The organism is Acinetobacter sp. YH12097 (assembly GCF_013419225.1).
GTDB classification, from domain to species: Bacteria; Pseudomonadota; Gammaproteobacteria; order Pseudomonadales; family Moraxellaceae; genus Acinetobacter; species Acinetobacter amyesii.
Window position 1 is genome coordinate 1 of sequence record NZ_VPAN01000014.1, and the last position, 24,636, is coordinate 24,636.

Consider the following 24,636-nt stretch of genomic DNA (forward strand, 5'->3'; position numbering starts at 1 on the left):
TCATTCGAGTCTAGACAAAATGACACCAAATGAGTTTTACTATGATCAGCTACCCCAACAAAACAAGGTGGCTTAACTAGAGCGGAATATCACTTATAAATACGCTTTTAGTTGTTCAAACAAGTGGGACCACCTCTGTAGCATCAATACACTGATGCCAATGGAAGCTAAGATTTCATACTCAACCCAAACATATAGAAGCGCTAAAACAAATGGCAATAACAGCAAAAAGCTTAAACTGCCTAAAAATTTGATTTCCACTGCAAAGCGACTTTTGAGCGTGATGGGCAATAGCGCTAGATAGCGATACCCTTCTCCACCGCTCAAAGCTTTACGTTGTATCGCACACCAAAAGACATTTAAGGCAAGAAAGCCAGTCCAAAGAAACAGATTCGTGATTAATGATTTGCAATAAACCAAATCAATAATGGGCTGTACTAAAGATAAGAGCAGTCCGAATAGCATTGGCCCGAGAATTAATGTGACTAAAATAAGTAAATGCTTTTGCCGTGCAACTGCGTCTGCTGTGGTCTTGACATAAAATCTCCATCGATATTTCAAAACCGTTTTTATGATTGTTCGCTGCCCAACATATCTTTGTTTATTCATGCCGCCTGCTCATTGGACTTTAGCCGATCTAGCTCGATGATTTTTGCTGCAAGACTGTCTCTAAATACAGGATCATGGCAAGACAATAGAATCAATTTTGATTGGCTCTGCTGTAAAAGTATGCTTGTTAATTCAGCCAAGGCGTTTTGATCTAAGCCATTGCTCGGTTCATCTAAAATCAGTAAAGGTGCCGAAGTCATTAAGGCTGCAACCAATAAAAACTTTTTGGTTGTACCAAAAGACATGTCAGCAAACGGCGTGGCTAAATAGTTTTCTAATTTAAATTTTTCAATGAAGATTTGATACTGCTCATGCGCTATCCCTCGAATATCACACATTAAATTCAGAAACTCCTGCCCTTGTAAAAAATCATAAATAGGGCTTTTATCTGGCACATAGGCCACAAGTTTCTTGTATTCATTGTTATGAGGGGCATATTGCTGATCATTAATCAAAATATTGCCTGTATCAAAATCCAACATCCCAGCAATCATCGCAAGTAAGGTGGACTTCCCTACTCCATTCTCAGCAACAACAGCGACAATTCCGAATTCGCTTAACTCTAAATTTAAATTTGAAAATATACATTTTCCCGCAAAAGATTTGGACAGTTGCTGCAAACTCAAAGAAACCATCATGATGTTCCTGATTTATTATCTTAAGTTATTGATTTATTATTAATCTATCTTCACATATCTTAGATCTGAATTAAATAGATTCTTTAATAGACAAATTTATTTTTTTCAGTGTTATTAACTATCTAAATACGCCAAAATCATCTTCAACAATTCCACTTTAAGCTGCTGTTCTGTAATTAAAAAACTATTATTGCTCACATAGCGCATCATGGTAAATAAGGTACTATTAATGATCACAAAAGAGCGATGTTTCAGCGTTTCAAAGTTCCAATGTGAATAATAGCGATTAAATAAATACATCCCAACTTCAAAAAAATGCTTTTCCAAAACCTGAGAGGCATCTGAATGACTGTATTGATGCCAATGTTTTAAGATCTCAATGAAGAAGCCACGATCAGCTTTCAACATATCAAAGCCAAACTGAATACAAAGTGGGATCACCTCATAAATACTGTGCTGTTCTTGCTCCACGACTATATTTTTTAGTGCCAACCCCAATTGTTCTGATTTTCTGAGCAGTAATTCTTCTACGATTTGTTCTTTATTTTCAAAATATTGATAAATCGACCCAACGCTCACGCCAGATTTTTCCGCAATTTTGGGCGTCGTCAACTCCAGTAAGCCTTGTTCTGCAATACACAACTGCGCAGCTTGCAAAATGCTTTCCACAATCATTTTCGCGCGTTGTTGTTGTGGTCTTTTTCTCATTCTATTGCTCTCCAATGCGATAGTGTTATGCGAATTGAATGCGAATAAATATTCATATTAGTGTGGTATGCAACAATAACATTGAAGATCAAAACATGACCACTCACTTCAATACCCGACTGACTTCATTTCAGGCCACGCAGCAATCTAATCTGCTGAGTTTTCTGCTGTCTCATTTGACGGGTCAGGCTGCACAGCCGAATTACGCTCAATATCTTGCCCTCAATAAAGCTTTGCAATGTGGTGACCCACAGATGGAAAAAGTGCTCACGTGGATGATGCAGAACCCTAAGCAGCATCGTGAATATTTTGAAATCGCTTTATTTAAAGGCGTAGAGCAACTTCCCTTTTCTATTCCCGAACTCGAACATTTTTTTAAGCATGTTGAACAAATACCGCCCTGGCTAGAGCCAGAAAAAATACAGCAAGCCCTTGAGTTCACCCATCGGCTAGGGATTAATAATGGCTTTATTTTGCGCGATCTTTCACTTATGGTCGGTTATCTTTTCCCCGGTTTCAATCAGCCGCTCATGCTGACCGGTGCTTTAAATAAACAAGCCGGTACACGGCTGGCTGAAACTACCAAATGGTGGGTAGATATCACTGAAGAACGCGGACTCGAACGTTTGCATGCGGGATTTACATCGACGATTTATGTGCGTTTTATTCACGCTTTGGTACGGCATCAACTCCAAAAAGGCAAAGACTGGGATTTTGCAACGTGGGGGGCGCCGATGAATCAATTTGACTTGGCGATGACCAATCTTGCCTTTAGCAGTGTGGTACTTTTGGGCATTCGCGCTTTAGGAATTTTTCCATCAAAACAAGAAACTGAAAGCTTTTTACATTTTTGGCGTTATGTGGGCTGGTTAATGGGTATTGATGAAAAATGGTTAATTGAAAAAGAATCAGATGGTTGGAAACTGCTGTATTGGATGCAATTTGTACACCCCCAATCCGATGCAAGCAGCATGGCTCTCGGCGCCAGTCTCTCTAAAGAACCCTTTGAACGACAATACAAATACCTCCGACCATTTCAGCAAAAACTGGCTTATCGACAACATCTGGAGCTGATAAAATTTTTTATTGGCAAAAAACGCATGCATAAATTAGGGCTCAAACCCCAGTCCGCCGCATGGTTTGCCTATTATTTATTGGCTAGAAATCTCGTCCTATATTCAGGTGCTAAGCATGTTCCGAGTTTAAATCAAAAATTACAGCAAAAAGGCCGTGCGATTCAAAAACTCGGTTTAGCACTGTATCAAAGTAAGGCCAAACAACTGGCGAGTATGCACCAATAAAAAAAGCAGAGCGATCGCTCTGCTTTTTAGATGACAAATATCAAGATTTAGAATTTCATCGAAATACGTGCCCAATAATTGCGACCGATATTATTAAACTGTTGATCGGTCGCTAAACCTGTCCCTGCATCACCTAGTTTATTTAGATGTTCGGTATAGGTTTTATTCAGGAGATTATCCACACCGATAGATACATCTACACCCTCATTAATATGATAAGTACCATTTAAAGACAGTGTGCCAAAACCTGCACTTTCTTTCAGGTCATAACCCACGATATTGCCTTGGTACGCACTGATACGATTTTGTCCATCAACCACACGCCAAAACGCTCCCAAAGTATAATTATCTTGGATATAACGTAGGTTGATACGTGTTTCTAAAGGTGAAATTTGTGGTAATGGCTTGCCATCTGTGGTGTTTTTTCCCCACGCATACATTGCGCTGACATCGGCTTGAATATGATCGTTAAATTGATAGCCAATCCCCGCTTCAGCTCCCGCAATAGTCGCATCGACATTTTTCGCACCCGCGCTAAAGGTTGAACCATGATCATGCTCACCTGTATTTGGATGATCGTGATAACTCATCAAAATAAAGTCTTGAATCAGTCCCGCATAGGCAGACGCCCATGAACTGAATGCGCCATGTTCATGTTGATAGCCCACATCTAACTGCAAGGTTTTTTCAGTCTCGACGCCATTAAAGGTGTTTGTTGTGCCTGCATTACCGTGTTTAGGGCTAAATAATTCCCAATAATCTGGCATGCGTTCCACATAGCCTAGACCGATATAGGTTTTACCATTGTCATGTTCAGGGTGTTTATTTTCAAAACGAATAAAAGCACTTGGCAATGTTTCATTCAGCTCCGTGTTATAGCCACTCGCTTTCGAAGCGGCACGCTCATCTTTCACTTGCACTTGATCAAGACGAAGACCTGAAACCAATTTATTGTTGTCACTCAATTGATAACTGACTTCTCCAAAACCGCCATAGGACTGAAACTTCATATCTGTTTCACGTGCTTTGTCTTTATAGCTATTGCGCATCCCTTTGCGAATACTATGTTCATTGTTCTGTGTGTCAATGCCTGTGACAAAGTCAATCTTATCCCATTCATGTGTCACAGCCATACGTGCATTTAATGTTCTGCGAGCAACATTCGATGCCATTGGCATATTCATCATGCCACTTGGTTGAAACTCACGTAAGCTGAAGTTATCCATGACATGATCATTAAAACTATAGTTGACCTGTGCTTCGATTTTTTTAATCACCTCCGTGACATTCTTTTTCTCGACACGAAGGCCTAAGCTTTCACGGGCAAATTGCGAACCATCCATTGAACGGCCTGCGTATACCGCCTCACCATCGGCTTTACCTCCAGTAAGTTCTACCCATGTATCTTCGTTTGGCGTCCAACCGAGTGCCAAATCTGTATTCCAACGCTCCCAGTCTGACGGCACAGTATTACCATCTCCATCTTGGTAGCTGTCTGCAACAGACCGGCTAGCATTTAAACGGACATATTTATGTTCATCCCCCACGGCCGCTTCGACATTATGATCTAAACGACCATAAGAACCGATCATCACACTGGCTTGACCACGGTAGTTTTTATCAGCATCCAACTGTTCAGGTTTACGTTCAAACAAGACTGTTGCAGCAGAACCTGTATTGGCATATTGAACCGTTTGAGGTCCTTTAATTACTGAAATTCGATCATAACTTTCAGGGGAAATATAAGAAGTTGGTGCATCCATACGACTCGGACACGCCCCTAGATTTTCTGTGCCATCGGTCAAAATTTTAATGCGTGAACCAAACATGCCACGGAAGGTTGGATCTGCATTGGTTCCCCCATTTTTAATAGCACTAAAACCTACAATACTTTTTAAATAATCGGCCCCATCACTGGCAGGTATCGGTTGAATCGGCTGTTTGGGATTGGCACGAACAATCAGGCCATTGGCATCATTCCCCTGATGTGATGTCACCACAATCGGTGCCAAAGTCTGTACCGCATTGGTTTCCGTCATCTCTACGGACATCTCGTCAGCCATCACAGAAGTTGAATAGCAGGCAACACAAATTGCAGCCGCAAGAGGCTGTAGAAAAAATTTAGGCTGAGCCATGTTTATCTCACAAAATACATAAATAAAGGCGTACCTGAGTCCTCAACGACCCAAGTTAAAAAAAACGTCGGATTTATGCAGCGAGTGGTGGGGCTCGACCTTGCGGAAGTAAAAAGAGTTGTTGAAGAACAAACCAGACATGCTTGAAAGCTTTTTGAAAAGCAATTAAACGAACTTGAATTCGATCAAGCACTTCTTTTACATCAAGTTCAGGGGGCAAAACCAAATTGCCATAGACTGTACAATACTGACATTGATGACTGGCATCATGTTCATGGCCAGTATGATCGACTTGAACTTGCTCAGCGTGAGCGGAAGATGAATGGTGTGAATGTGCGGTATGTTCAGCATGAACATTGGGAAGTAAAAGTGCACGCGTAATGGTTTCGCAGACCGGAGCAACTTGATATTGCTTGGGCAACAATGGCTGTAAAAAAACAGCAATCTGCAAAAAAACGGCTGCAAAGGACAGCAGCACTCCACTACGAAACAATACAGGCAAACCCTAACATTTGTCTGCCCCAAGTATAACAAAGCCCAATCAAAATTGGGCTTGTCTTAGGTATTTTTTAACCGCGATCAATTAACGTTTAACTGCGACTTTATCTTTTTGGCGTTGGCGAACCAATTTTTCCACTTTGTCACGTGCACGTTGACGTTTCAAAGGTGAAAGATAGTCGACGAACAACTTACCATTTAAGTGATCCATTTCATGTTGGATACAAACTGCGAGAAGTCCGTCCGCTTCCACTTCAAATGATTGACCTTCAAGGTTAATTGCCTGAATTTTTACACGTGACGGGCGCTCAACTTTATCGTATATTTGAGGCACTGATAAACAGCCTTCTTCATAGGGCTGCGTCTCTTGCGTCAATGGCGTAATTTTGGGGTTAATAAACACCATGGGTTGATCTTTTTCTTCAGATAAATCCATGACTATCAGCTGAATATGGTGATCTACCTGTGTTGCTGCCAGGCCAATTCCCGGTGCTTCATACATAGTTTCAAACATGTCGGCTGCTAACTGACGAATTTCATCAGTAACTTCTTCGACTGGTTTTGCAATGGTACGAAGACGGGGATCGGGGAAACTTAAAATAGGTAATAAGGCCATACGACGTCCTCACTTATGCCATTGATCAAAAAACAAAATGAAGGAATGCTTCATCAAAAAATTGTGTGTAATATCGTTATTATAACGCAGTTGCATACATAATTTTAGGAATTATGATAATGAAAAAGGTTTTGAAGGGCATGCCAACTTTTAGTGCCTTGGGGTTTAAAAAACAATTATTGGCACTTACAGTCTGTGTAAGTGTGGGGATGGGAATGGTCAGTGTTGCAGAAGCTGCCCCTGCTCGTAACATCAATCCACCATCATTGAAGGCAGGTGCGCCTCAAGTTTATGTGGTGAAAAAAGGTGATACGTTATGGGATATTTCCAAGCGTTTCTTAAAAAATCCTGTGCGCTGGCCTGAAATCTGGGCGAGCAATAAACACGTGAAAAATCCGCACTGGATTTTCCCAGGTGACCGCCTATTAATGTGTACTTACAATGGCCGCCCAATCATCGGTAAGGATGAAGGTGATGGCTGTGAAGGCATTATTCGTCGCTATACCGGTGGCACTAAACTTCAACCACAAGTTCGTGTTGAATCCCTCAACAGTGCGATTCCGGTTATTCCATTGGAATATATTAAGCAATGGCTTGAGCGCAGCATGATTGTTGCCGCTGATTCTGTTGAAGGCACACCTTACATTTTAGGTACAGCTGATCAACGTGTATTGGCAGCCAAAGGCCAAACAGTTTATGCACGCGGCCAAGGCATGCAAGTCGGTCAACGATATGCTGTTTACCGTGAAGGCGAACCGTACATCTTTACCGATGCAAACGGCAAAAAATACAACGCAGGTTTAGAACTGACTCAAGTCGCTTCAGGTGTTGCCGTTCGTGGTGAAAATGACATTACCACTTTAGAACTGACCGATACTTATAATGCCGAAGTTCGTCGTGGCGATCGTGTTCTTCCTGAATATGACCCAATGCTGCCAACACTGTTCTATCCAACCAATGCTGAAAATGTCACTGCTGGCGGTAGTATTGTTCGTGTCATGGGCTCGATTGGTACTGCAGCGGTTCACAGTGTTGTGACGATCGACCGTGGTAGCTTGCAAGGCGTTCAATCTGGTCAAGTCTTTAGCGTGAACCAAAAAGGTGAAATCGTGACTGATCCGAAAACCAAAGAACGTGTTCAACTTCCAGGACAACGTATTGGCAACATCATGGTATTCAAAACGTTTGATAACTTAAGCTATGCTTATGTACTTGAGAGCGAATTACCAATCAAAGTGGGTGCAACGATTCAGCCACCACTGATGGATGACTAAGACCAAATCCATAAAAATGAGGCTGTATTCAGCCTCATTTTTTATTATCCAACAACGATATCACTAATAATTTTAACCCATAAAAAGAAGACATATTCAAAGGTCTCATTATGCTCAACTCATTGACTGACTTGCATTTAGATTACATTCGCCTGTGGTTTGTGGTGCAACACTCACTTCGTAGTTTCTATAAAATTCAGCAGCACTATCCTGCCCTACACTACGCCCTTAAGCCTAATCAAATCACCACATGGCAAAAATTAGGACTGCATAAAAATCATTTAAAGCGCTTTGAGGAATTTCACAGCCCAAGTGGACAGCTTAGCTTTGAAAAATGTCTCAAGGATATTGAACAATACAGTGACTTTGTACTGATTCCTGAAGACCTAAACTATCCACAACAGCTTTTACCTTATAGCGACAAGCCGCCGATTCTATTTGGGCAAGGTAATACCCAAGCCTTGATGCAACCCCAAATTGCGATTGTTGGTAGCCGCAAACCCAGTCCCCAAGGTCGACAAATTGCCTATGATTTTGCTTATTATCTGAGTGAGCAAGGGTTCTATATTAATAGCGGTTTAGCACAAGGAATTGATGAAGCGGCACATCGCGCTGCCATACAACACCACAGAACCATTGCCGTGATGGGTACAGGTTTAGATCAAACTTATCCGACCGCACATCAGCGTTTAAGACAAGAGATCATCCAACATGGTGGGACCGTAATCAGTGAGTTTCTTCCACACACTCCACCCCTGCAACACCATTTTCCACATCGAAATCGTATCGTCAGTGGGCTCAGCCTTGGTGTCATCGTGGCGGAGGCGGCATTAAAAAGTGGTTCACTTATCACAGCTCAACGCGCTGCCGAACAAGGCAAATCTATTTTTGCCATCCCAGGCCATATTTATAGTGAGTCACATCAAGGTTGCCATCAACTCATACGCGAAGGTGCAATTTTGATTGATCATCCACAACAGGTCATTGAAGACTTGGCATTGGCTACACAATGGCAATCGCAGGCTGCCGAAACCTTAACAAACACCGAAATAGCGACACCCAAAACAGCAACACCGGACACCCCTCCACCCGAACCTATCCCAGAACATTTAATTGCGCTGTATCGGCAGCTTGATTGGGTCGGCCAAAGCCTTGATCAATTGTCCATTCAACTCAAAATTGATACCGCGACATTGACCAGTCAACTGATGGAATTAGAGTTAATGGGCTATGCCACACAACAAGCCGGACACTACTTACGTTGTCGAATGGGTAAATTAGGTTCACAATAGTCCTTTGTCGAATCAGATAAGGTCTATAGAAATGATTACCACCTCTGTTGCAGAAGCAGCTTCCTGTCTTAAAAAAGGTCAGGTTCTCGCATATCCTACAGAGGCTGTTTGGGGATTGGGCTGTGATCCCTACAATGAGCAAGCCTTTCTCGAAATTTTGCACTTAAAACAACGTCCCATTGAAAAAGGTGTGATTTTATTGGCGGCCAATGTCGCTCAAGTTGAACACCTGCTCCAAGGCTTAACAGAAGATATGCGTCAGCAGGTCATTGCGACATGGACCAACCGTAAACCCAATGAACGTGCAACTACATGGTTATTACCGGCTGGCGACCATATTCCAACATGGATTAAAGGCAATCATCCAAAAGTCGCAGTCCGTGTGACTACTCACTCTTTATGTGTGGCTTTATGCCAAGCTTTTAATGGCTTTATTGTGTCTACTAGTGCCAATCCTGCAGGATTAACCCCTGCACGGTCCTTACAAGAAGCCAATCAGTATTTTGCCAATGAACTAAATTACTTAAATGGTGATCTCGGCCTAAGCCAAGAACCAAGCAAAATTATTGATGCTGAAACAGGTGAAATCATCCGCGCATAAGCTCGGATGCCTGTCTATACCTGCCTTTTAGAAAATACAAACAAAAAAAAGCTCAGCCATATAGGGATGGCTGAGCATAAAAAAGGATGTGTATAAAATCACATCCAGAGGGTCTTGCAATCTCTGGGTAAATATCAAGTAATTATTAAGAATTACTTCCTCATTTACGATGAAAGTATTATGTAATATTTTTTTAAATTTAACAAATATATTTTTTATATAAATAAAACTACTGATAAGCACTTTATTTCTGATTTTATAACTACTTAGTCAAAATATGTATCTATTTTTGATTGATTTTTAAGACGATAATTTGTTTTTTTAATTCAGTTTTACACTCAAAAATCCATTTTCAAAAGATTTGCTCTATAAAAAATAAGTTTGTTTGCTTGTTTTTTAATCAGCACTTCTCGTAAATTTTCAACTTTTTTACTAGATTTACTTACGCTGCGCCAAGATCACCCCAGTAATCGCCATCACTGTGCCAACAGTATGATAAATCATCCACTGCTCAGCCAACCAGAAATAAGCAATGATCGCGGTAAATACCGGCATTAAATTCATAAAAATACTGGTGCGATTCGGCCCGAGATGTTGCACAGCCAACATCCATACCAACGGTGCAATCAATGATGGAAAAATTGCCGCATAAAATACACTTGGCGCATTCGCAGGATTAATCGCGTCAATGCCTAAATACAACACGAATGGCAAGTGATATAAAACGGCAAAGAAAATTTGTACATATAAACTCAACAGTAGCGGAAGTTTCAATTGCCATTTTTTTAAAAACACCCCATAAAAGGCATAGAAAAACACTGCGAAGATCATGAGGATATCGCCGAAATGTCCGCCCATATTCAGTAATTGACTGAAATCTCCTTGCGCAATGACAAACAATAGCCCCGTAAATGAAATCGCACAGCCCAAGATGGCATAGCGATTAGGCACATCTTTCAGTATGAAAAATGCAACGGCAATCGTAAAAACAGGGATAAAGGCATTGATGATGCCCATATTGGTCGCCGTCGTATAATGCGCAGCGGTATAGCCCAAGCCTTGATATAACACCATGCCAAAAGCACTCAGCACAGCCAATTGCTGCCAATGCTGCCCGATAAGCTGTCTTTGCTGCCAAACGGTTTTGAGCATAAAGGGGGTTAGGATCAAAAATGCAATAAACCATCGATAAAAACTGATACTGACTGGTGAAATATAATCAGTTACATAGCGGGTGACGGTAATATTTAACGACCATATAAATACTGCGATCAGAGGCAAACAAATTGCAAATTTCGCCCAACGCGCTTGAAGCAACATGTCTGACTCCTCAATATATCGTGCAAAGATTGGTCTAGGTATTTTGAGTGATGTCTGTTTTAATTGAAATACATGATTTCAGACATTTATATTGTAGTTCAGACATCGACACCTAGGCATATATGACATCAGCACCGATTGAACAACAAATCGAGCTTTTTGAAGCGCACTACACCACATTAGATACGGTCTATCCGCACAGTTGTCTTTGGGGTGATTTTAATTTTTGTCTCGATGGTATTTTCGAATATGAGATACAAGGGCAACACCATCTCTCACCTGCCAGTTATGGGGTGTGGATTCCCCCACATACAGAACATTGCTCAGTCGCGATTGATGAGCAACCTATTCATTATGTGGCAATCCGACTGGCACCTGATCTCTGCATAAATTTCCCCAAGCAGACGGAAGTATTTAGCATCCAGCCTTTCTTTCGTTTGTTGGTACAAGAAATTTTGGCCTTTCCTACAGAGCAACATACCACACCACCCTATCGACACCTACTACAGGTCTTATTCGACCAGTTAAAAACTGCACCCAAACATCAACATTATTTACCGCAAAGCCATGATGCGGTGTTAAAGCCGATCTTGGCGCAGCTTGCAGATGTAGATCATTTTAGTTTGAGCCTACAACGATGCTTATCCAATGTCGGTTTGAGTGGGCGTCAGTTACTGCGGCTGAGTCAGAACGAACTGCAAATGAGCCTTTCTGAATGGCGAAACCGTGCAAAAATTATTTATGCCATTCAACAACTCCGTGCTGGTCAGTCTATTAAAGCTCTCAGCTATGAATTGGGCTATCAACACAGCTCAAGCTTTATTGAGTTTTTTAAACGCTATACAGGAAAAACCCCAAACCAACACCGTGCCACTAGTTAAATGCCAAGCACTCAAGCAAGCCTCAGCTCGAATTCTGCAAACTACTACAAAAATTATGCGAAAAGCCTATCGATAAAAGCTTGCTGTTCACCAGATTTCCCTTTAAAACAAGGATGAAAGGCACAACTTCAATTAGGAACGAATATGTCAGCTTCAGTTTACGATATCCCGGTAAAAACCATCCAAGGTGATGACACCACACTCAATCAATACCAAGGCAAGGTTTTATTATTGGTCAATGTGGCCTCTAAATGTGGGCTAACACCGCAATATGAAGGCCTAAAAAAACTCTATACAGAGAAGAAATCACAAGGTTTTGAAGTCTTAGGTTTTCCTGCCAATAACTTTTTAGAACAAGAACCTGGTTCTGAAGCTGAAATTCAAGAATTTTGCTCAATCAACTACAAGGTTGATTTCCCACTTTTTGCAAAAATTTCTGTGGCAGGCGCGGATAAACACCCACTTTATCAAACCTTAACCCAAGCCATCCCTGAACGCATTGGTGAAGGCCCATGGTGGGATGATTTAGTTGAATACGGTTTAACTCCAAATCCTAAGCCTGAAGTTTTATGGAATTTTGAAAAATTCCTCGTGAATAAACAAGGCGAAGTTGTGGCTCGATTTGCGCCTGATATCAAGGCAGATGATGCACGTATTGTCGATGCCATCAACGCTGAGTTAGCCAAATAATTCGACAATATCTCAATATCTCAATATCTCAATATCTCAATATCTCAATATCTCAATATCTCAATATCTCAGTTAAGATTATTATGATTTTAACTGAGATTGATCATTTTAAATTATCATATATTGATAATTTACACATTTTATCCATTGTTTTAATATTTCACATACACATTGTTCAAAGCTTCCCTGTAAATACTCATTATGATGAGTCTTATCAATTCACATCCAGCAGTAAACAGGTGAACTTATGAATACATTAATGAAAGCTATCGTTTTATCTATTTCGACAGCACTTGTTGCTGCTCCAGCAATGGCTGCACCGCAAAATAGCCAACAATATGCACCTGCGCATAACCAAAATACGATAGCTCAATAACACACTAAACAAAAACACACCGGTAAAAAACCAAAGTCAGAACAAGAAAAAAGCTGTAAATCCTTCACATGATTGGCGTTCTGGACAAAAAGTACCTTCTGAATACCGTGGTCATAGCTACAAAGTAGACCACATTAAATACAAAAAATTATCTAAACCAGGCAAAAACCAACAATGGATTAAAGTGAATGGCGACTACATTTTAATGAATGCCGTCAGCCACGCCATTATCAAAATCATTGCGGGTTAAACCCACCAAAACATCAAAAGAGGGCAAATGCCCTCTTTTTTTTTGTTCAAGCGATTATTTTGTTATTGCTTTGCAACAATCTATTTTTAATCCACATTCTGCCCCTATATTCAAAGCATAGACTTAACACATAGTGATGATTGAATGAAAAAGCTAGTGCAGAATGCCCTTCTCCCTTTTGCCATTTTTAGTGGTGTTTTGGTGCTGATTGGCTGTGAACCTGCCACAGCACCGCAACAGGAACAAGAAATCGCAGCAGAAAATGATCGCCCTGCAACAACATCAACAAACGAAGATCAATCTGCGACACAAAGTCAGGCAACCGATCAAAGCCAATTAAAAAGCGGCAATATGTTTTATATCGTTCGCGATGTGGCGGATATGCAACTTAAAGCCGGCAATTATGTTGAACAACTCAAACAAACGCAGGTCGATTTAGAAGCCGCAGTCAGCAACCAAGATCATCTCCAATTACAAAAAGCTGCAACCCAGCTGCAACAGCAGCTCAAAGGTTTTAATCAAGCTTTGAATGATTTAAATCTAAAAAGCACTGAGATTAATGATATTCGCAGCAATTTACAGGCAGCGAATCAGCAAGTGTTGGCCTCACCTTTTCTCAATGGACAAGTCGATTTAAGCAAAGTTGATTTTCAGAAAATTCAAAATCAAATGGGCAATATTCAAGCTGAAATGCTGAAATTGGCAGGTATGTTGATCCAAGATCAAGCTGGAAAAAGCTCATCTACTGCACCCACTGAAACTGAATAAATAGCGAAATCTAGCATTTCCATTGCATTCCACCTGTTTTAAATCAAAAAAGCGTTAGACCTTGAGCTAACGCTTTTTTTCTTACAGTTCCGCTATAGAACACGAGTGTTTTTCCTTTTAGATTAATGCTTAATAACAAAGCCAATGATGGAACAGTTATGTCAAACTCTGTGATTTATAACATTACACCCATTACCTTTCGTTTAGATTTAAAAGATCCTTTCTTATTTACTGCTCATCATGTTGATCATTTTCCTGCTGCGAATGCAGACATGGGGCCAAAAACAGCCGCCGAGAAAGATGAATTCAATATGTACTATGACGATGTGGTTCCAGGTTTTCCAGAACATCCACACACTGGCTTTGAAACCATTACCTTGGTCGAACAAGGCTATGTCGATCACTTTGACTCATTAGGCAATGGCGGACGCTATGCTGCTGGCGATGTGCAATGGCTGTCCACAGGCAATGGGGTCGAACACTGTGAAATGTTCCCCCTACTGCATGAAGATAAAGCCAATCCTTTTGAACTTTTCCAAATTTGGTTTAATTCATCGGCTGAACAGAAAACCCATGATGCCGACTATAAAATGTTTTGGCGTGAAGAAATTCCTCATGTCTTTGAAAGTGATAATGAAGGAAAAAAATCGGATATCCGCGTGATTTCGGGGCAGTTCAAATCCACCGATGCCATTTCCCGACCGCCACACTCATGGGCGGCTGCCGCAGAAAATAAGGTCAATATTTATTTAATCACCATGAAAGCAGGTGCAGAATTGGTGATTCCCGCAACAACAAGTAGCTCAAACCGTTTTGCTTATTTTTATCAGGGCAATACATTAGAAATAGAAGGTCAAACCATTCAGATGAAGCATTTGGTTGAACTCCAATCAGATGCCGACGTCCATCTCAAAGCAGGTGGATTAGAAGCCCGGATTCTTTGGTTAGAAGGTGAACCGATTAATGAACCCGTGGCGATGCGCGGTCCATTTGTGCTCAATACCACTGAAGAACTCGATGCGGCTTTTAAACGCTATCGTGAAACCCATTTTGGAGATTGGCCTTGGCCGACGCCAGCACCGGTCTTCAAACGTGATCAAGCTCGATTCGCCAGTTATGACGGCGGTAAACGTGTAGAGCACCCAGAACAGGAAAACTCACAAGCGTCTTAAAGTTCAATTAGTTGGATTGAGCAAATTCATAGGTATTACAGTTTTTATCTTGTCCAAGTGCGCGTTGAACATCTTGTTTAAAGCGTGCTTGGGCAAAGGTATATTGCTTCGGTAAAAATAAGGTAATACGTGTCGTCTGTGGATCTAAACTTTCGACCAACATTTTATGCAAATACGCACCATGTTCAGTCCGTGCCATCAATGTCCCCTGCTCCAAATGCTCTTCTAAACGATTATCAGTATAGACGTAGCGATTGTTCGCGGTAAACGCAACACAGTGATTATAGGCTTGGCGCAGATTTCGAAAGGCGGTCAAATATGGGATCTCAAGCTCCGTACTGATGCCATTATCAAACGATTCAGCGACAAGTGCAGCTTCAGTCGGAAGATTGGGTGTCGTGACGTATTGGCTTTGACATGCTAGGAGTAAACTACAACAAAGACACAGCGATAAACTGGTAAAAAATTTGAGCATACAGACCTTTGTAACTTGTTCTTATTTATTTTGCAGCGATTGTAGCAAAACTGCGTTGCTGATTTAATACTCTATTATTCATTCCATGCTTTCATTGCAGACACCATGCAGCTGATTATTTTTACAGGCGTTCAAGCCTCTGGCAAATCAACCTTTTACATGTTGAATTTATATCATAGCCATTTACGCATTAATTTGGATATGTTGAAAACCCGACATCGGGAAAATATGATCTTTGAAGCTGGTTTGGCATCCAAAACCAAAATGGTGATTGATAATACCAACCCAGATCGGGAGGCTCGTGCTCGCTATATCCAACGCGCAGTTGATGCAGGTTTTGAAGTGATTGCTTATTATTTTGAAACCGATTTGGACAGTACCTTAAAGCGTAACAGTTTTCGTGAAGGCAAAGCCCATATTCCAGAAGTTGGCGTGCGTACGACCTATCGAAAGCTTCAAATCCCGTCACAAGATGAAGGCTTTGATCACATTTTTAAAATTAAAATTATCAGTCACGGCGAGTTTTCAATTTTACCCATTCATGAATAAGGACCATTAACCTGCTTTTTGGCTATCTTGCCATTTTTTAAAAGCCGATTGCATGGCCTGACGTTCATATGGTTTCACTAAACGACTTTCTAATGAAGCAAAATCACCTTTATAAGCAGCAGCAACCATCGATTTTGCCAGTTCTTGAATACTCACGCGCCCACGGTGTTCATATTGCAGGACTTCTTCATGAGTGAGTTCAACATCCCAACATGACACTACAGAACTGAGATCAACCGCAATGCTCAAGTAATATTGATCAAAGTCTTGATAAAGTTCCCAAAAATGCGGCTCATAGGTAATAAGGTTCATGGTGCAATACTAGCTGATTGAATTTAATCACTATAAAGATAATATTGAATAAAATATATTCAACTTTAGGTGATAGATATAAAGCCTGAGCTGAAAAAATTAGGGGAAAATTTTGATAAGAGATTTGATGTGAATATTATGGAGAATAGAAATTTCTCAATTATTCATTACAAATAAATCACTTCAAATTCATCAAAGACAATCAAATGAAATTTACTTACCAGTTATGTTCTTTGAACTCAATATTTGGGCAATATTGTTGTATTATCTTTTCTACGTCATTATTAATTTGGTGTAAGGGCAAAATAATCCCTATACACATACCGAAGAAAACAATTAAATGAGTTTGCGTTTTCTCAATATTTGATACCAAACTCCATGAAAAAATTTGAGTGTAATACTCAGTACTTTCGATAAGATTTTTCTCTGTAATCTCAATTTCTTTATCCCCAATGAAAATTTTCGAATTTTCAGCCATATGATCGATATATCGTATCTTAAACATATTTTGAAAAAGAGAGTTTACTTTGGGCAATAATCCTAATAAAAGAGCGACTAAAACAATCAAGTAATTCAAAAGTGAAGAATCATTTTTGAAGAAAATAAAAATAAAGAGACCGACAATTAATAGTATAAAAAATTTAAACACTAATCTGAGAAACTTAACTTCGAATTTGTCATATACAACAGGATTCATCAGATTTTCATTTAGCACCTGAAATACATAAAAATCTTCATTGGTTGTTTTAATGTTGAGTTTCATTTTATTTTTTATATCAAGATTTATTTGCTAAATATTATATCCATCTCGATTTAAGTTGTATATTTGAACATAAAAAAACCACCCTTTCGGGTGGCTCTTTCAATCTCGAACAGCGTCTTATTGAGCGCGGTTTTTGATTTTGCGGATGGTTTCCAACTGAGCAGCAGTTTCTGCAAGAGCAGCCAAAGCAGCAGCTGAGTCCAAGTCGCTCTTTTGATTTGCTAACAATTGTTCAGCTTGTTTACGAGCTTCAATAATTGCTGCTTCATCAAGGTTGTCAGCACGTACTGCAGTATCTGCAAGTACAGTAACAACGTGCGGTTGAACTTCTAGTACACCACCTGATACATAGATTAATTCTTCTGTACCATTTTCAAGCAGAACGCGGATTGCGCCCGGCTTGAGCAAAGTTACTAGTGGCGCATGGCCAGGCATAATACCCAACTCACCACCAGCACCTTTAGCAATTAGCATAGTTACAGTGCCAGAGTACAAAGACTCTTTAACACTTACAACGTCACATTGCATAGTTGACATGAGAATCTCCTAAATTAGGTAACTAATTAAAGTTTCTCAGCTTTAGCAATAACTTCGTCAATACCACCAACCATGTAGAACGCTTGTTCTGGAATGTGGTCGTATTCACCAGCTAGAAGACCTTTAAAGCCACGAATTGTTTCTTTAAGCGGTACAAGTTTACCAGGAGCACCAGTAAACACTTCAGCTACGTGGAACGGTTGAGAGAAGAAACGTTGGATCTTACGTGCACGGTATACAGTAAGTTTGTCTTCTTCTGCCAATTCGTCCATACCAAGAATTGCGATAATGTCTTTCAATTCTTTGTAACGTTGAAGAACGTTTTGAACTGAACGAGCGATTTCGTAATGCTCAGTACCCACTACAAGTGGATCTAACTGACGTGAAGTAGAGTCAAGTGGATCGATCGCTGGGTAAATACCAGAAGATGCGATGTCACGGCTCAATACAACAGTCGCGTCCAAGTGAGCGAAGGTAGTAGCAGGCGATGGATCTGTTAAGTCATCGGCAGGTACGTATACCGCTTGGATTGACGTAATAGAACCAGACTTAGTAGACGTAATACGTTCTTGAAGAACACCCATCTCTTCTGCAAGAGTCGGTTGGTAACCTACTGCAGATGGCATACGACCTAGAAGTGCTGATACTTCAGTACCCGCTAGTGTATAACGATAGATGTTGTCGACGAACAATAGAACGTCACGGCCTTTACCGTTTTCGTCTTTTTCGTCACGGAAGTACTCAGCCATAGTCAAACCAGTCAACGCTACGCGTAAACGGTTACCTGGTGGCTCATTCATCTGACCGTAGACCATTGCTACTTTGTCTAGAACGTTAGAGTCTTTCATTTCGTGATAGAAGTCGTTACCTTCACGAGTACGTTCACCAACACCAGCAAACACAGATAAACCTGAGTGAGCTTTCGCGATGTTGTTGATCAACTCCATCATGTTTACAGTTTTACCAACACCGGCACCACCGAACAGACCAACTTTACCACCTTTAGCGAACGGGCAAAGTAAGTCAATTACTTTAATACCAGTTTCTAAAAGGTCAGTAGAAGCCGCTTGTTCTGCATAAGAAGGCGCTTGACGGTGAATTGGTAAACGAGCTTCAGTACCAACAGGACCAGCTTCGTCGATAGGGCGACCAAGAACGTCCATGATACGACCTAAACATGCAGTACCTACAGGTACAGAGATAGGCGCGCCAGTGTTAGTTACAGTAAGACCACGCTTAAGGCCTTCAGTAGAACCCATTGCAATAGTACGAACTACGCCATCACCAAGTTGCTGCTGAACTTCTAATGTAGTTTCAGTACCATCAACATGGAGAGCGTCATAGATCTTAGGAACGCTGTTACGTTCAAACTCGACGTCGATAACCGCGCCGATGATCTGAATGATACGACCGCTACTCATTGCTGTCTCCTCAATTCAAACTAATAATGTTAAACGGCAGCGGCACCACCAACGATCTCAGAGATTTCCTGAGTAATCGCGGCTTGACGCAGCTTGTTATAAATAAGTTGTAGGCTCTTGATCAATTCACCCGCGTTATCAGTTGCAGCTTTCATTGCAACCATACGAGCAGACTGTTCACATGCGATGTTTTCAATCACACCTTGATAAACCATAGACTCAATGTAACGAACCAATAAACCATTTAAAAGCTCTTCAGCTTCTGGTTCATAGATATAGTCCCAACCGTATTGACGGTTTAGACCTTCGCTTTCCTCAGCAGCTGCTAAAGGAACAAGCTGTTCGATTTTTTGGTTTTGAGTCATGGCGTTGACAAAGCCGTTTGACACCAGATAAATACGATCTAACTCGCCTTTATCAAACGCGTCTAACATCACCTGTACAGAACCAGTTAACTGTTCAAGACTCGGAGCATCACCTACGTTTGTAGTTGCACCAAGAACTTTACCGCCGTAGTTTTTAAAAAACGAAACCGCTTTTTGACCAATTAAAGCAAATTGAACTTCAATTGACTGCTCTTGTTGCTGTTGCACGTGTTTTACCACTTTTTTGAACAAGTTAATGTTCAAACCACCAGCAAGGCCACGATCTGAAGAAACAATGATATAGCCAACGCGCTTTACAGGACGTTCAACCATATAACGGTGTTTGTATTCAGGGTTCGCTTGTACCAAATGAGCAATTACACGGTGCATATTTTCGGCATACGGACGGCCTTGAGCCATGCGCTCTTGCGCACGACGCATCTTAGAAGCTGCTACCATCTGCATCGCGCGAGTAATTTTCTGCGTGCTTTTGATACTAGCTACTTTGGCGCGAATTTCTTTTAAATTTGCCATACGCTTAACCTAGTATTCGAAAGCCCTTTCGAGCTTCCGAAGGTTGATCCGTGAACCAAACCAAAACCAGATTCAACACAGTTGAATCTTAGTAAGTTTGAGTCGCTTTAAAGCTTTCAATACCTGCTTTGATTGCTGCTTCGATTTCTTTATCGTAAGCACCAGTCTCGTCAATTTTTTGCATTAACGCAGCATTTTCTGAACGGAAGTAAGAGATCAACGCAGCATCAAATGCAACGATTTTCTTCACTTCTACGTCAGCCATGTAGCCTTCGTTAGATGCATAAATTGAAACAGCTTGGTCAGCAATTGAGTATGGAGCATATTGTTTTTGCTTCATAAGCTCAGTTACACGTTGACCATGTTCAAGCTGTTTACGAGTTGCTTCGTCAAGGTCAGAAGCGAACTGAGCAAACGCAGCTAATTCACGGTATTGCGCAAGAGCGGTACGGATACCACCTGACAATTTTTTGATGATCTTAGTTTGAGCAGAACCACCAACACGTGATACAGAGATACCCGCGTTCACAGCAGGACGAATACCTGCGTTGAATAATGATGTTTCTAAGAAGATCTGACCGTCAGTAATCGAAATTACGTTTGTAGGTACGAATGCAGATACGTCACCGGCTTGAGTTTCAATAATCGGTAATGCAGTTAATGAACCAGTTTGGCCTTTAACTTCACCGTTAGTGAATTTCTCAACGTAGTCAGCAGATACACGTGAAGCACGTTCAAGTAAACGTGAGTGTAGATAGAATACGTCACCAGGATATGCTTCACGACCTGGTGGACGACGTAGAAGCAATGAAATTTGACGGTAAGCAACAGCTTGTTTAGACAAGTCATCATAAATGATAAGCGCGTCTTCACCGCGGTCACGGAAGTACTCACCCATTGTACAACCAGCATACGGAGCAAGATACTGCATCGCTGCAGGATCAGCTGCAGCAGCTGCTACAACAGTTGTGTACGCCATAGCGCCAGTTTCTTCTAGCTTGCGCACAACGTTAGCGATAGTCGATTGTTTTTGACCAATTGCTACGTATACACATTTAATGCCAGAATTTTTCTGAGCGATGATCGCATCGATCGCCATAGCTGTTTTACCAGTTTGACGGTCACCGATGATCAACTCACGTTGACCACGACCAACAGGGATCATTGTATCTACTGATTTATAACCAGTTTGTACAGGTTGATCCACTGATTGACGCCAAATTACGCCTGGTGCTACTTTTTCAACAGCATCAGTAAGTTTTGCGTCAATAGGGCCTTTACCATCAATTGGGTTACCAAGAGCATCTACTACACGGCCTAAAAGTTCTGGACCAACCGGAACTTCTAATACACGACCTGTGCAACGAGCTTTTTGACCTTCTTGAAGGCTTAAGTAGTTACCTAAGACAACGGCACCCACTGAATCCTGTTCTAGGTTCAGTGCCATACCAAATAAGCCGCCGTCGAATTCGATCATTTCACCGTACATTGCATCAGCAAGGCCGTGAATGCGCACAATACCGTCGGAAACCATAACAATGGTCCCTTCGTTCTTAGCGGTCGCGCTGGTGTCCAGATCGCCGATACGCTGTTTAATGAGCGCACTGATCTCGGATGGATTCAGTTGTTGCATTGCGCTATACCTCAATCTTTTTAAAGTTCAGTCTTCGAGCTGTTAAGCAAGAAGACGAGTCCGCATTTTTTCAAGCTTGTTAAGCGCAGAATCATCTATCACTTGGTCGCCTGCACGAATAACTACACCCGCGATTAACGCTGGGTTAACTTCTACAGAAACATTTACGGCAGCTTCGAATTTTTTCTCTAATGCATGCGCAAGTAATTGTTCTTGTACAGAAGTCAATGGGAATGCAGATTCAATCACTACATCCACAGTATTGTTATTCTGTGATTTGAGCTGTTCGTATTCTTCTGAAATTTCAGGAAGAAGTGCCAGACGGTCATTATCGGCAAGCAATGTCAAAAAGTTTGACACTGCTGCTGTCTGGTCTTCACCTAAAACTTTTGCGAAAACACTTACCTGCTCAGCAGGAGTAAGCTCAGGGCGATTTAGATAAGCTGAAAATGCTTCGTCTTGCACCGCAGCACTGAGCAAATTCAATGCATTTGACCAAGCGTCAGTTGCATTTTGCTCAGAAGCGTAAGCAAATGCTGCTTTAGCGTATGGGCGTGCCAACGTCAAGAGTTCAGCCATAATCCGCCTCTCTTAAAGTTTAGCAGCCAGCTGAGTCAGCATGGCATTGTGAGCTTCTGCGTCAACTTGCTGGTTCAGAATTTTTTCTGCGCCAGTAACTGCAAGAGCAGCAACTTGTTGACGTAATTCTTCGCGAGCAGCATTGATTTCAGTATCAACAGCTTCTTTAGCTTGTTGACGAATACGCTCACCTTCAGCCGCAGCTTGAGTACGCGCTTCTTCTACCAATTGCGCACCACGACGGTTCGCTTGTTCGATCAATTGAGCCGCTTGTGCTTTAGCCGCGTCTAATTCAGCTTTCACTTGTGCTTGCGCATCCGCAAGGTCAGCTTTTGCTTTTTCAGCAGCGTTTAAGCCATCAGCGATTTTACGCTGACGCTCACTAATCGCATTGATTAGTGGTGGCCATACAAACTTCATGCAGAATGCGACAAAAATCGCAAATGCAATCGCTTGGCCAATCAATGTGAGGTTGATATTCATTGCTATTCCTCAATAGTTTAATTTAGGAATTAAGCTGATTAACCTACAAATGGATTAGCGAAGATGAAGAACAAGCCAATACCAACACCGATCATAGGCACAGCATCAAGAAGACCTGCGATTAAGAACATACGAGTTTGAAGTTGTGGAGCCAATTCTGGTTGACGAGCAACAGCTTCTAAGAAACGGCCGCCTAGAAGACCAAAACCAATCGCAGTACCTAAAGCACCAAAAGCGATCAAGATAGCAGATGCAATTGCAACTAGACCTAAAGTGAGTTCCATGATAATTCCTCAGAGGTTAGGTTTATACCAAATTAAGTTAAAAAATTGTGTGCCCAACCACCCTTTGACAGTTGAGCAATACCATTAATGCTTTTCGCTAGCCATACTCATATATACGATAGTCAACATCATGAAAATGAATGCTTGTAACGTAATAACAAGAATATGGAAGATCGCCCAAGGCACAGACAACGCCCACTGGATCCAGAACGGTAGTAATGCGATCAAGATGAAGATCAACTCACCCGCATACATGTTACCGAACAGTCGAAGAGCCAATGAGATTGGACGTGCAATAAAAGTTACTAATTCAAGAATAATGTTTACTGGAATAAGTAATGCTTTTAAAACTGGGTTACTTGGGTTAAATGGGTTAAGTGCAAATTCTGCACCGAATCCGACAAGACCTTTCTCACGGATACTATAGAAAATAGTTAACGCAAATACTGATAATGCCATACCCAAGGTAATGTTAGGATCAGTAGATGGAACGATTTTGAAGTAAACGTGGTGAGGATCCATACCAAACACGTTAGCACCGATCAATTGAGCTGTATAAGGAATCCAGTCAACAGGGATCAAGTCCATCAAGTTCATGAGGAAAATCCACACGAAGATGGTCAACGCTAACGGCGCGATTAAGCGCGATTTGCCATGGAAAGTGTCACGGACACTTGAGTCAACGAACTCGATAATCATTTCGATTGCAGACTGGAACTTGGTCGGAACACCAGAGTTTGCAGCTTTCGCTACAACCCAGAACAACAAACAGAAAACAATACCAAGGCCAATAGACCAACCCATTGAATCCAAGTGAATAGCAGTGAACCCCATCTCTTGAGCTTCTTTAGCAGTCTCAGCTAACTTCCAAGTACCATCTGGCATTTTGCCATAGGTCAAGTTAGTCAAGTGATGCTGAATGTACTCGGTCGAAGTAAGGGCATGTTCTTCAGCAGCCATAAATCACACCTGGTCAATGTCAAAACTAATAGAGAAAACGAATATCGCGTGCTGCCTGATATCTCGTTACTCTCCAAAAAACTTTTCAATTTTTTGTTGTGTTTATACTCGTTTTTTTAAGCGTGTTGCCCAAAAAGGAGCGACCCACGACATACTTTGTACGAGCATAAAACCACAAAACAATGCCACCGCTGACAACGGCTTGACATTGATCAAAATCAAAATGAATCCAACAATCACGATTGCAAACTTGCCCATTAAGCCACGATACATGTTTGACAGCACCTGTTTAGAGGCACGGGCACCAGCCGCACGAAACGACTGCCATGAAAAGTAGCTACTTGCTAGCCAACATACCAACGCACCCAAAGCTGCACTATATGCTGTGATTGTGTCTTTAAGGACCCAACCAATCAGGGCTGAAACAGGAATCATTACTGCTTGTAAGATGACTAAAGCTTTCGCTAATCGTCGATCAATCATGCGACTAGTTCGACTCATTTTTGTTCACTCACAGCAATTCTGCTTGACAAGTTTAACTGATGATTATTTTTAATCGCAGGCATTATAGAGTTACACCCCTTAACTTGCAATCTTTTCCCGACCTTAGTC

The 24,636-nt window shown here is 41.3% G+C and carries 28 protein-coding genes and 1 pseudogene; 10 read left to right on the plus strand and 19 right to left on the minus strand.

Annotation, left to right across the window (positions count from 1 at the left end; translation table 11 throughout):
• Window positions 1-93: 93 nt before the first annotated feature.
• The 3 genes from FTU37_RS07920 to FTU37_RS07930 form a co-directional block, all read right to left on the minus strand.
• Window positions 94-609: a hypothetical protein gene (locus FTU37_RS07920; RefSeq protein WP_180124131.1), complete on the minus strand. Its 516-nt coding sequence runs from the start codon at window positions 607-609 to the stop codon at window positions 94-96.
• A complete protein-coding gene (locus tag FTU37_RS07925) occupies window positions 606-1,247 on the minus strand; it encodes an ABC transporter ATP-binding protein (RefSeq protein WP_180124132.1) in 642 nt (213 codons plus the stop codon). Before FTU37_RS07925 ends, FTU37_RS07920 begins: the two co-directional genes overlap by 4 nt.
• 114 nt (window positions 1,248-1,361) lie before the next feature.
• The gene (locus FTU37_RS07930) at window positions 1,362-1,955 is read right to left on the minus strand and encodes a TetR/AcrR family transcriptional regulator (protein ID WP_180124133.1); all 594 of its coding nucleotides are present in this window, start codon (window positions 1,953-1,955) and stop codon (window positions 1,362-1,364) included.
• A 95-nt stretch (window positions 1,956-2,050) separates the two neighbouring features.
• Here FTU37_RS07930 and FTU37_RS07935 point away from each other — a divergent pair, with 95 nt between their 5' ends.
• Window positions 2,051-3,256, plus strand: a complete 1,206-nt coding sequence (locus FTU37_RS07935) for an oxygenase MpaB family protein (RefSeq protein WP_180124134.1) — start codon at window positions 2,051-2,053, stop codon at window positions 3,254-3,256.
• 47 nt (window positions 3,257-3,303) lie between these two features.
• Here the strand turns inward: FTU37_RS07935 and FTU37_RS07940 are convergent, their stop codons facing one another.
• The 3 genes from FTU37_RS07940 to def all read right to left on the minus strand — a co-directional run bounded on the left by FTU37_RS07940 (window position 3,304) and on the right by def (window position 6,505).
• Window positions 3,304-5,391, minus strand: a complete 2,088-nt coding sequence (locus FTU37_RS07940; RefSeq protein WP_180124135.1) for a TonB-dependent copper receptor — start codon at window positions 5,389-5,391, stop codon at window positions 3,304-3,306.
• A gap of 73 nt (window positions 5,392-5,464) precedes the next feature.
• A complete protein-coding gene (locus FTU37_RS07945) occupies window positions 5,465-5,893 on the minus strand; it encodes a DUF2946 family protein (protein ID WP_180005330.1) in 429 nt (142 codons plus the stop codon).
• Between the two features lie 81 nt (window positions 5,894-5,974).
• The gene (def, locus tag FTU37_RS07950; RefSeq protein WP_078191459.1) at window positions 5,975-6,505 is read right to left on the minus strand and encodes a peptide deformylase; all 531 of its coding nucleotides are present in this window, start codon (window positions 6,503-6,505) and stop codon (window positions 5,975-5,977) included.
• Between the two features lie 119 nt (window positions 6,506-6,624).
• Between def and FTU37_RS07955 the strand changes: the two genes are divergently transcribed.
• The 3 genes from FTU37_RS07955 to FTU37_RS07965 all read left to right on the plus strand — a co-directional run bounded on the left by FTU37_RS07955 (window position 6,625) and on the right by FTU37_RS07965 (window position 9,672).
• A complete protein-coding gene (locus FTU37_RS07955; protein ID WP_180124136.1) occupies window positions 6,625-7,779 on the plus strand; it encodes a LysM peptidoglycan-binding domain-containing protein in 1,155 nt (384 codons plus the stop codon).
• Window positions 7,780-7,889: 110 nt separating this feature from the next.
• Window positions 7,890-9,071: a DNA-processing protein DprA gene (dprA, locus tag FTU37_RS07960; protein ID WP_180124137.1), complete on the plus strand. Its 1,182-nt coding sequence runs from the start codon at window positions 7,890-7,892 to the stop codon at window positions 9,069-9,071.
• A gap of 31 nt (window positions 9,072-9,102) precedes the next feature.
• On the plus strand, window positions 9,103-9,672 hold the full coding sequence (locus FTU37_RS07965; protein WP_180063288.1) for an L-threonylcarbamoyladenylate synthase: 570 nt from the start codon (window positions 9,103-9,105) through the stop codon (window positions 9,670-9,672).
• A gap of 438 nt (window positions 9,673-10,110) precedes the next feature.
• Here FTU37_RS07965 and FTU37_RS07970 read toward each other — a convergent pair whose 3' ends face one another.
• Complete coding sequence (locus tag FTU37_RS07970; RefSeq protein WP_180079238.1) at window positions 10,111-10,992, minus strand: DMT family transporter; 882 nt, start codon at window positions 10,990-10,992, stop codon at window positions 10,111-10,113.
• A gap of 122 nt (window positions 10,993-11,114) precedes the next feature.
• Here FTU37_RS07970 and FTU37_RS07975 point away from each other — a divergent pair, with 122 nt between their 5' ends.
• From FTU37_RS07975 to FTU37_RS07995, 5 genes and pseudogenes are all read left to right on the plus strand, one after another.
• Entirely contained in the window at window positions 11,115-11,873 is a 759-nt protein-coding gene (locus FTU37_RS07975) for a helix-turn-helix transcriptional regulator (protein WP_180022165.1), read from the plus strand.
• 144 nt (window positions 11,874-12,017) lie between these two features.
• Window positions 12,018-12,563: a glutathione peroxidase gene (locus tag FTU37_RS07980; protein ID WP_180124138.1), complete on the plus strand. Its 546-nt coding sequence runs from the start codon at window positions 12,018-12,020 to the stop codon at window positions 12,561-12,563.
• A 247-nt stretch (window positions 12,564-12,810) separates the two neighbouring features.
• Window positions 12,811-13,189 (plus strand): annotated as a pseudogene (locus tag FTU37_RS16840) (RcnB family protein).
• A gap of 144 nt (window positions 13,190-13,333) precedes the next feature.
• Window positions 13,334-13,957 (plus strand): hypothetical protein, encoded by a 624-nt coding sequence (locus FTU37_RS07990; protein ID WP_180005336.1) that lies wholly within the window; start codon window positions 13,334-13,336, stop codon window positions 13,955-13,957.
• Window positions 13,958-14,115: 158 nt separating this feature from the next.
• The gene (locus tag FTU37_RS07995) at window positions 14,116-15,129 is read left to right on the plus strand and encodes a pirin family protein (RefSeq protein WP_180124139.1); all 1,014 of its coding nucleotides are present in this window, start codon (window positions 14,116-14,118) and stop codon (window positions 15,127-15,129) included.
• A 7-nt stretch (window positions 15,130-15,136) separates the two neighbouring features.
• Here the strand turns inward: FTU37_RS07995 and FTU37_RS08000 are convergent, their stop codons facing one another.
• Window positions 15,137-15,604, minus strand: a complete 468-nt coding sequence (locus FTU37_RS08000; protein WP_180124140.1) for a hypothetical protein — start codon at window positions 15,602-15,604, stop codon at window positions 15,137-15,139.
• A 105-nt stretch (window positions 15,605-15,709) separates the two neighbouring features.
• On the opposite strand from FTU37_RS08000, the gene FTU37_RS08005 reads away from it, so the two are divergent.
• Window positions 15,710-16,153, plus strand: a complete 444-nt coding sequence (locus FTU37_RS08005; protein WP_180124141.1) for an AAA family ATPase — start codon at window positions 15,710-15,712, stop codon at window positions 16,151-16,153.
• Between the two features lie 6 nt (window positions 16,154-16,159).
• Here FTU37_RS08005 and FTU37_RS08010 read toward each other — a convergent pair whose 3' ends face one another.
• From FTU37_RS08010 to FTU37_RS08060, 11 genes are all read right to left on the minus strand, one after another.
• On the minus strand, window positions 16,160-16,465 hold the full coding sequence (locus tag FTU37_RS08010) for a hypothetical protein (protein WP_180124142.1): 306 nt from the start codon (window positions 16,463-16,465) through the stop codon (window positions 16,160-16,162).
• 217 nt (window positions 16,466-16,682) lie between these two features.
• Entirely contained in the window at window positions 16,683-17,162 is a 480-nt protein-coding gene (locus FTU37_RS08015) for a hypothetical protein (RefSeq protein WP_180124143.1), read from the minus strand.
• A gap of 183 nt (window positions 17,163-17,345) precedes the next feature.
• On the minus strand, window positions 17,346-17,765 hold the full coding sequence (locus FTU37_RS08020; protein ID WP_078191472.1) for a F0F1 ATP synthase subunit epsilon: 420 nt from the start codon (window positions 17,763-17,765) through the stop codon (window positions 17,346-17,348).
• 26 nt (window positions 17,766-17,791) lie between these two features.
• Window positions 17,792-19,186, minus strand: coding sequence for a F0F1 ATP synthase subunit beta (gene atpD, locus FTU37_RS08025; RefSeq protein WP_078191473.1), 1,395 nt, complete (start codon window positions 19,184-19,186; stop codon window positions 17,792-17,794).
• Between the two features lie 29 nt (window positions 19,187-19,215).
• Entirely contained in the window at window positions 19,216-20,085 is an 870-nt protein-coding gene (gene atpG / locus FTU37_RS08030; protein ID WP_078191474.1) for a F0F1 ATP synthase subunit gamma, read from the minus strand.
• Between the two features lie 88 nt (window positions 20,086-20,173).
• Window positions 20,174-21,718, minus strand: coding sequence for a F0F1 ATP synthase subunit alpha (gene atpA, locus FTU37_RS08035; protein WP_078191475.1), 1,545 nt, complete (start codon window positions 21,716-21,718; stop codon window positions 20,174-20,176).
• Between the two features lie 42 nt (window positions 21,719-21,760).
• Window positions 21,761-22,297 (minus strand): F0F1 ATP synthase subunit delta, encoded by a 537-nt coding sequence (locus FTU37_RS08040; protein WP_078191476.1) that lies wholly within the window; start codon window positions 22,295-22,297, stop codon window positions 21,761-21,763.
• A 12-nt stretch (window positions 22,298-22,309) separates the two neighbouring features.
• The gene (locus FTU37_RS08045; protein WP_078191477.1) at window positions 22,310-22,780 is read right to left on the minus strand and encodes a F0F1 ATP synthase subunit B; all 471 of its coding nucleotides are present in this window, start codon (window positions 22,778-22,780) and stop codon (window positions 22,310-22,312) included.
• A gap of 38 nt (window positions 22,781-22,818) precedes the next feature.
• Complete coding sequence (gene atpE, locus FTU37_RS08050; protein WP_000424060.1) at window positions 22,819-23,064, minus strand: F0F1 ATP synthase subunit C; 246 nt, start codon at window positions 23,062-23,064, stop codon at window positions 22,819-22,821.
• A gap of 84 nt (window positions 23,065-23,148) precedes the next feature.
• Window positions 23,149-24,024 carry a F0F1 ATP synthase subunit A gene (gene atpB, locus FTU37_RS08055; RefSeq protein WP_078191478.1) on the minus strand — a complete coding sequence of 292 codons (876 nt, stop codon included), beginning with the start codon at window positions 24,022-24,024 and terminating at the stop codon, window positions 23,149-23,151.
• A 102-nt stretch (window positions 24,025-24,126) separates the two neighbouring features.
• Window positions 24,127-24,525: an ATP synthase subunit I gene (locus FTU37_RS08060; protein ID WP_078194025.1), complete on the minus strand. Its 399-nt coding sequence runs from the start codon at window positions 24,523-24,525 to the stop codon at window positions 24,127-24,129.
• Window positions 24,526-24,636: the final 111 nt, after the last annotated feature.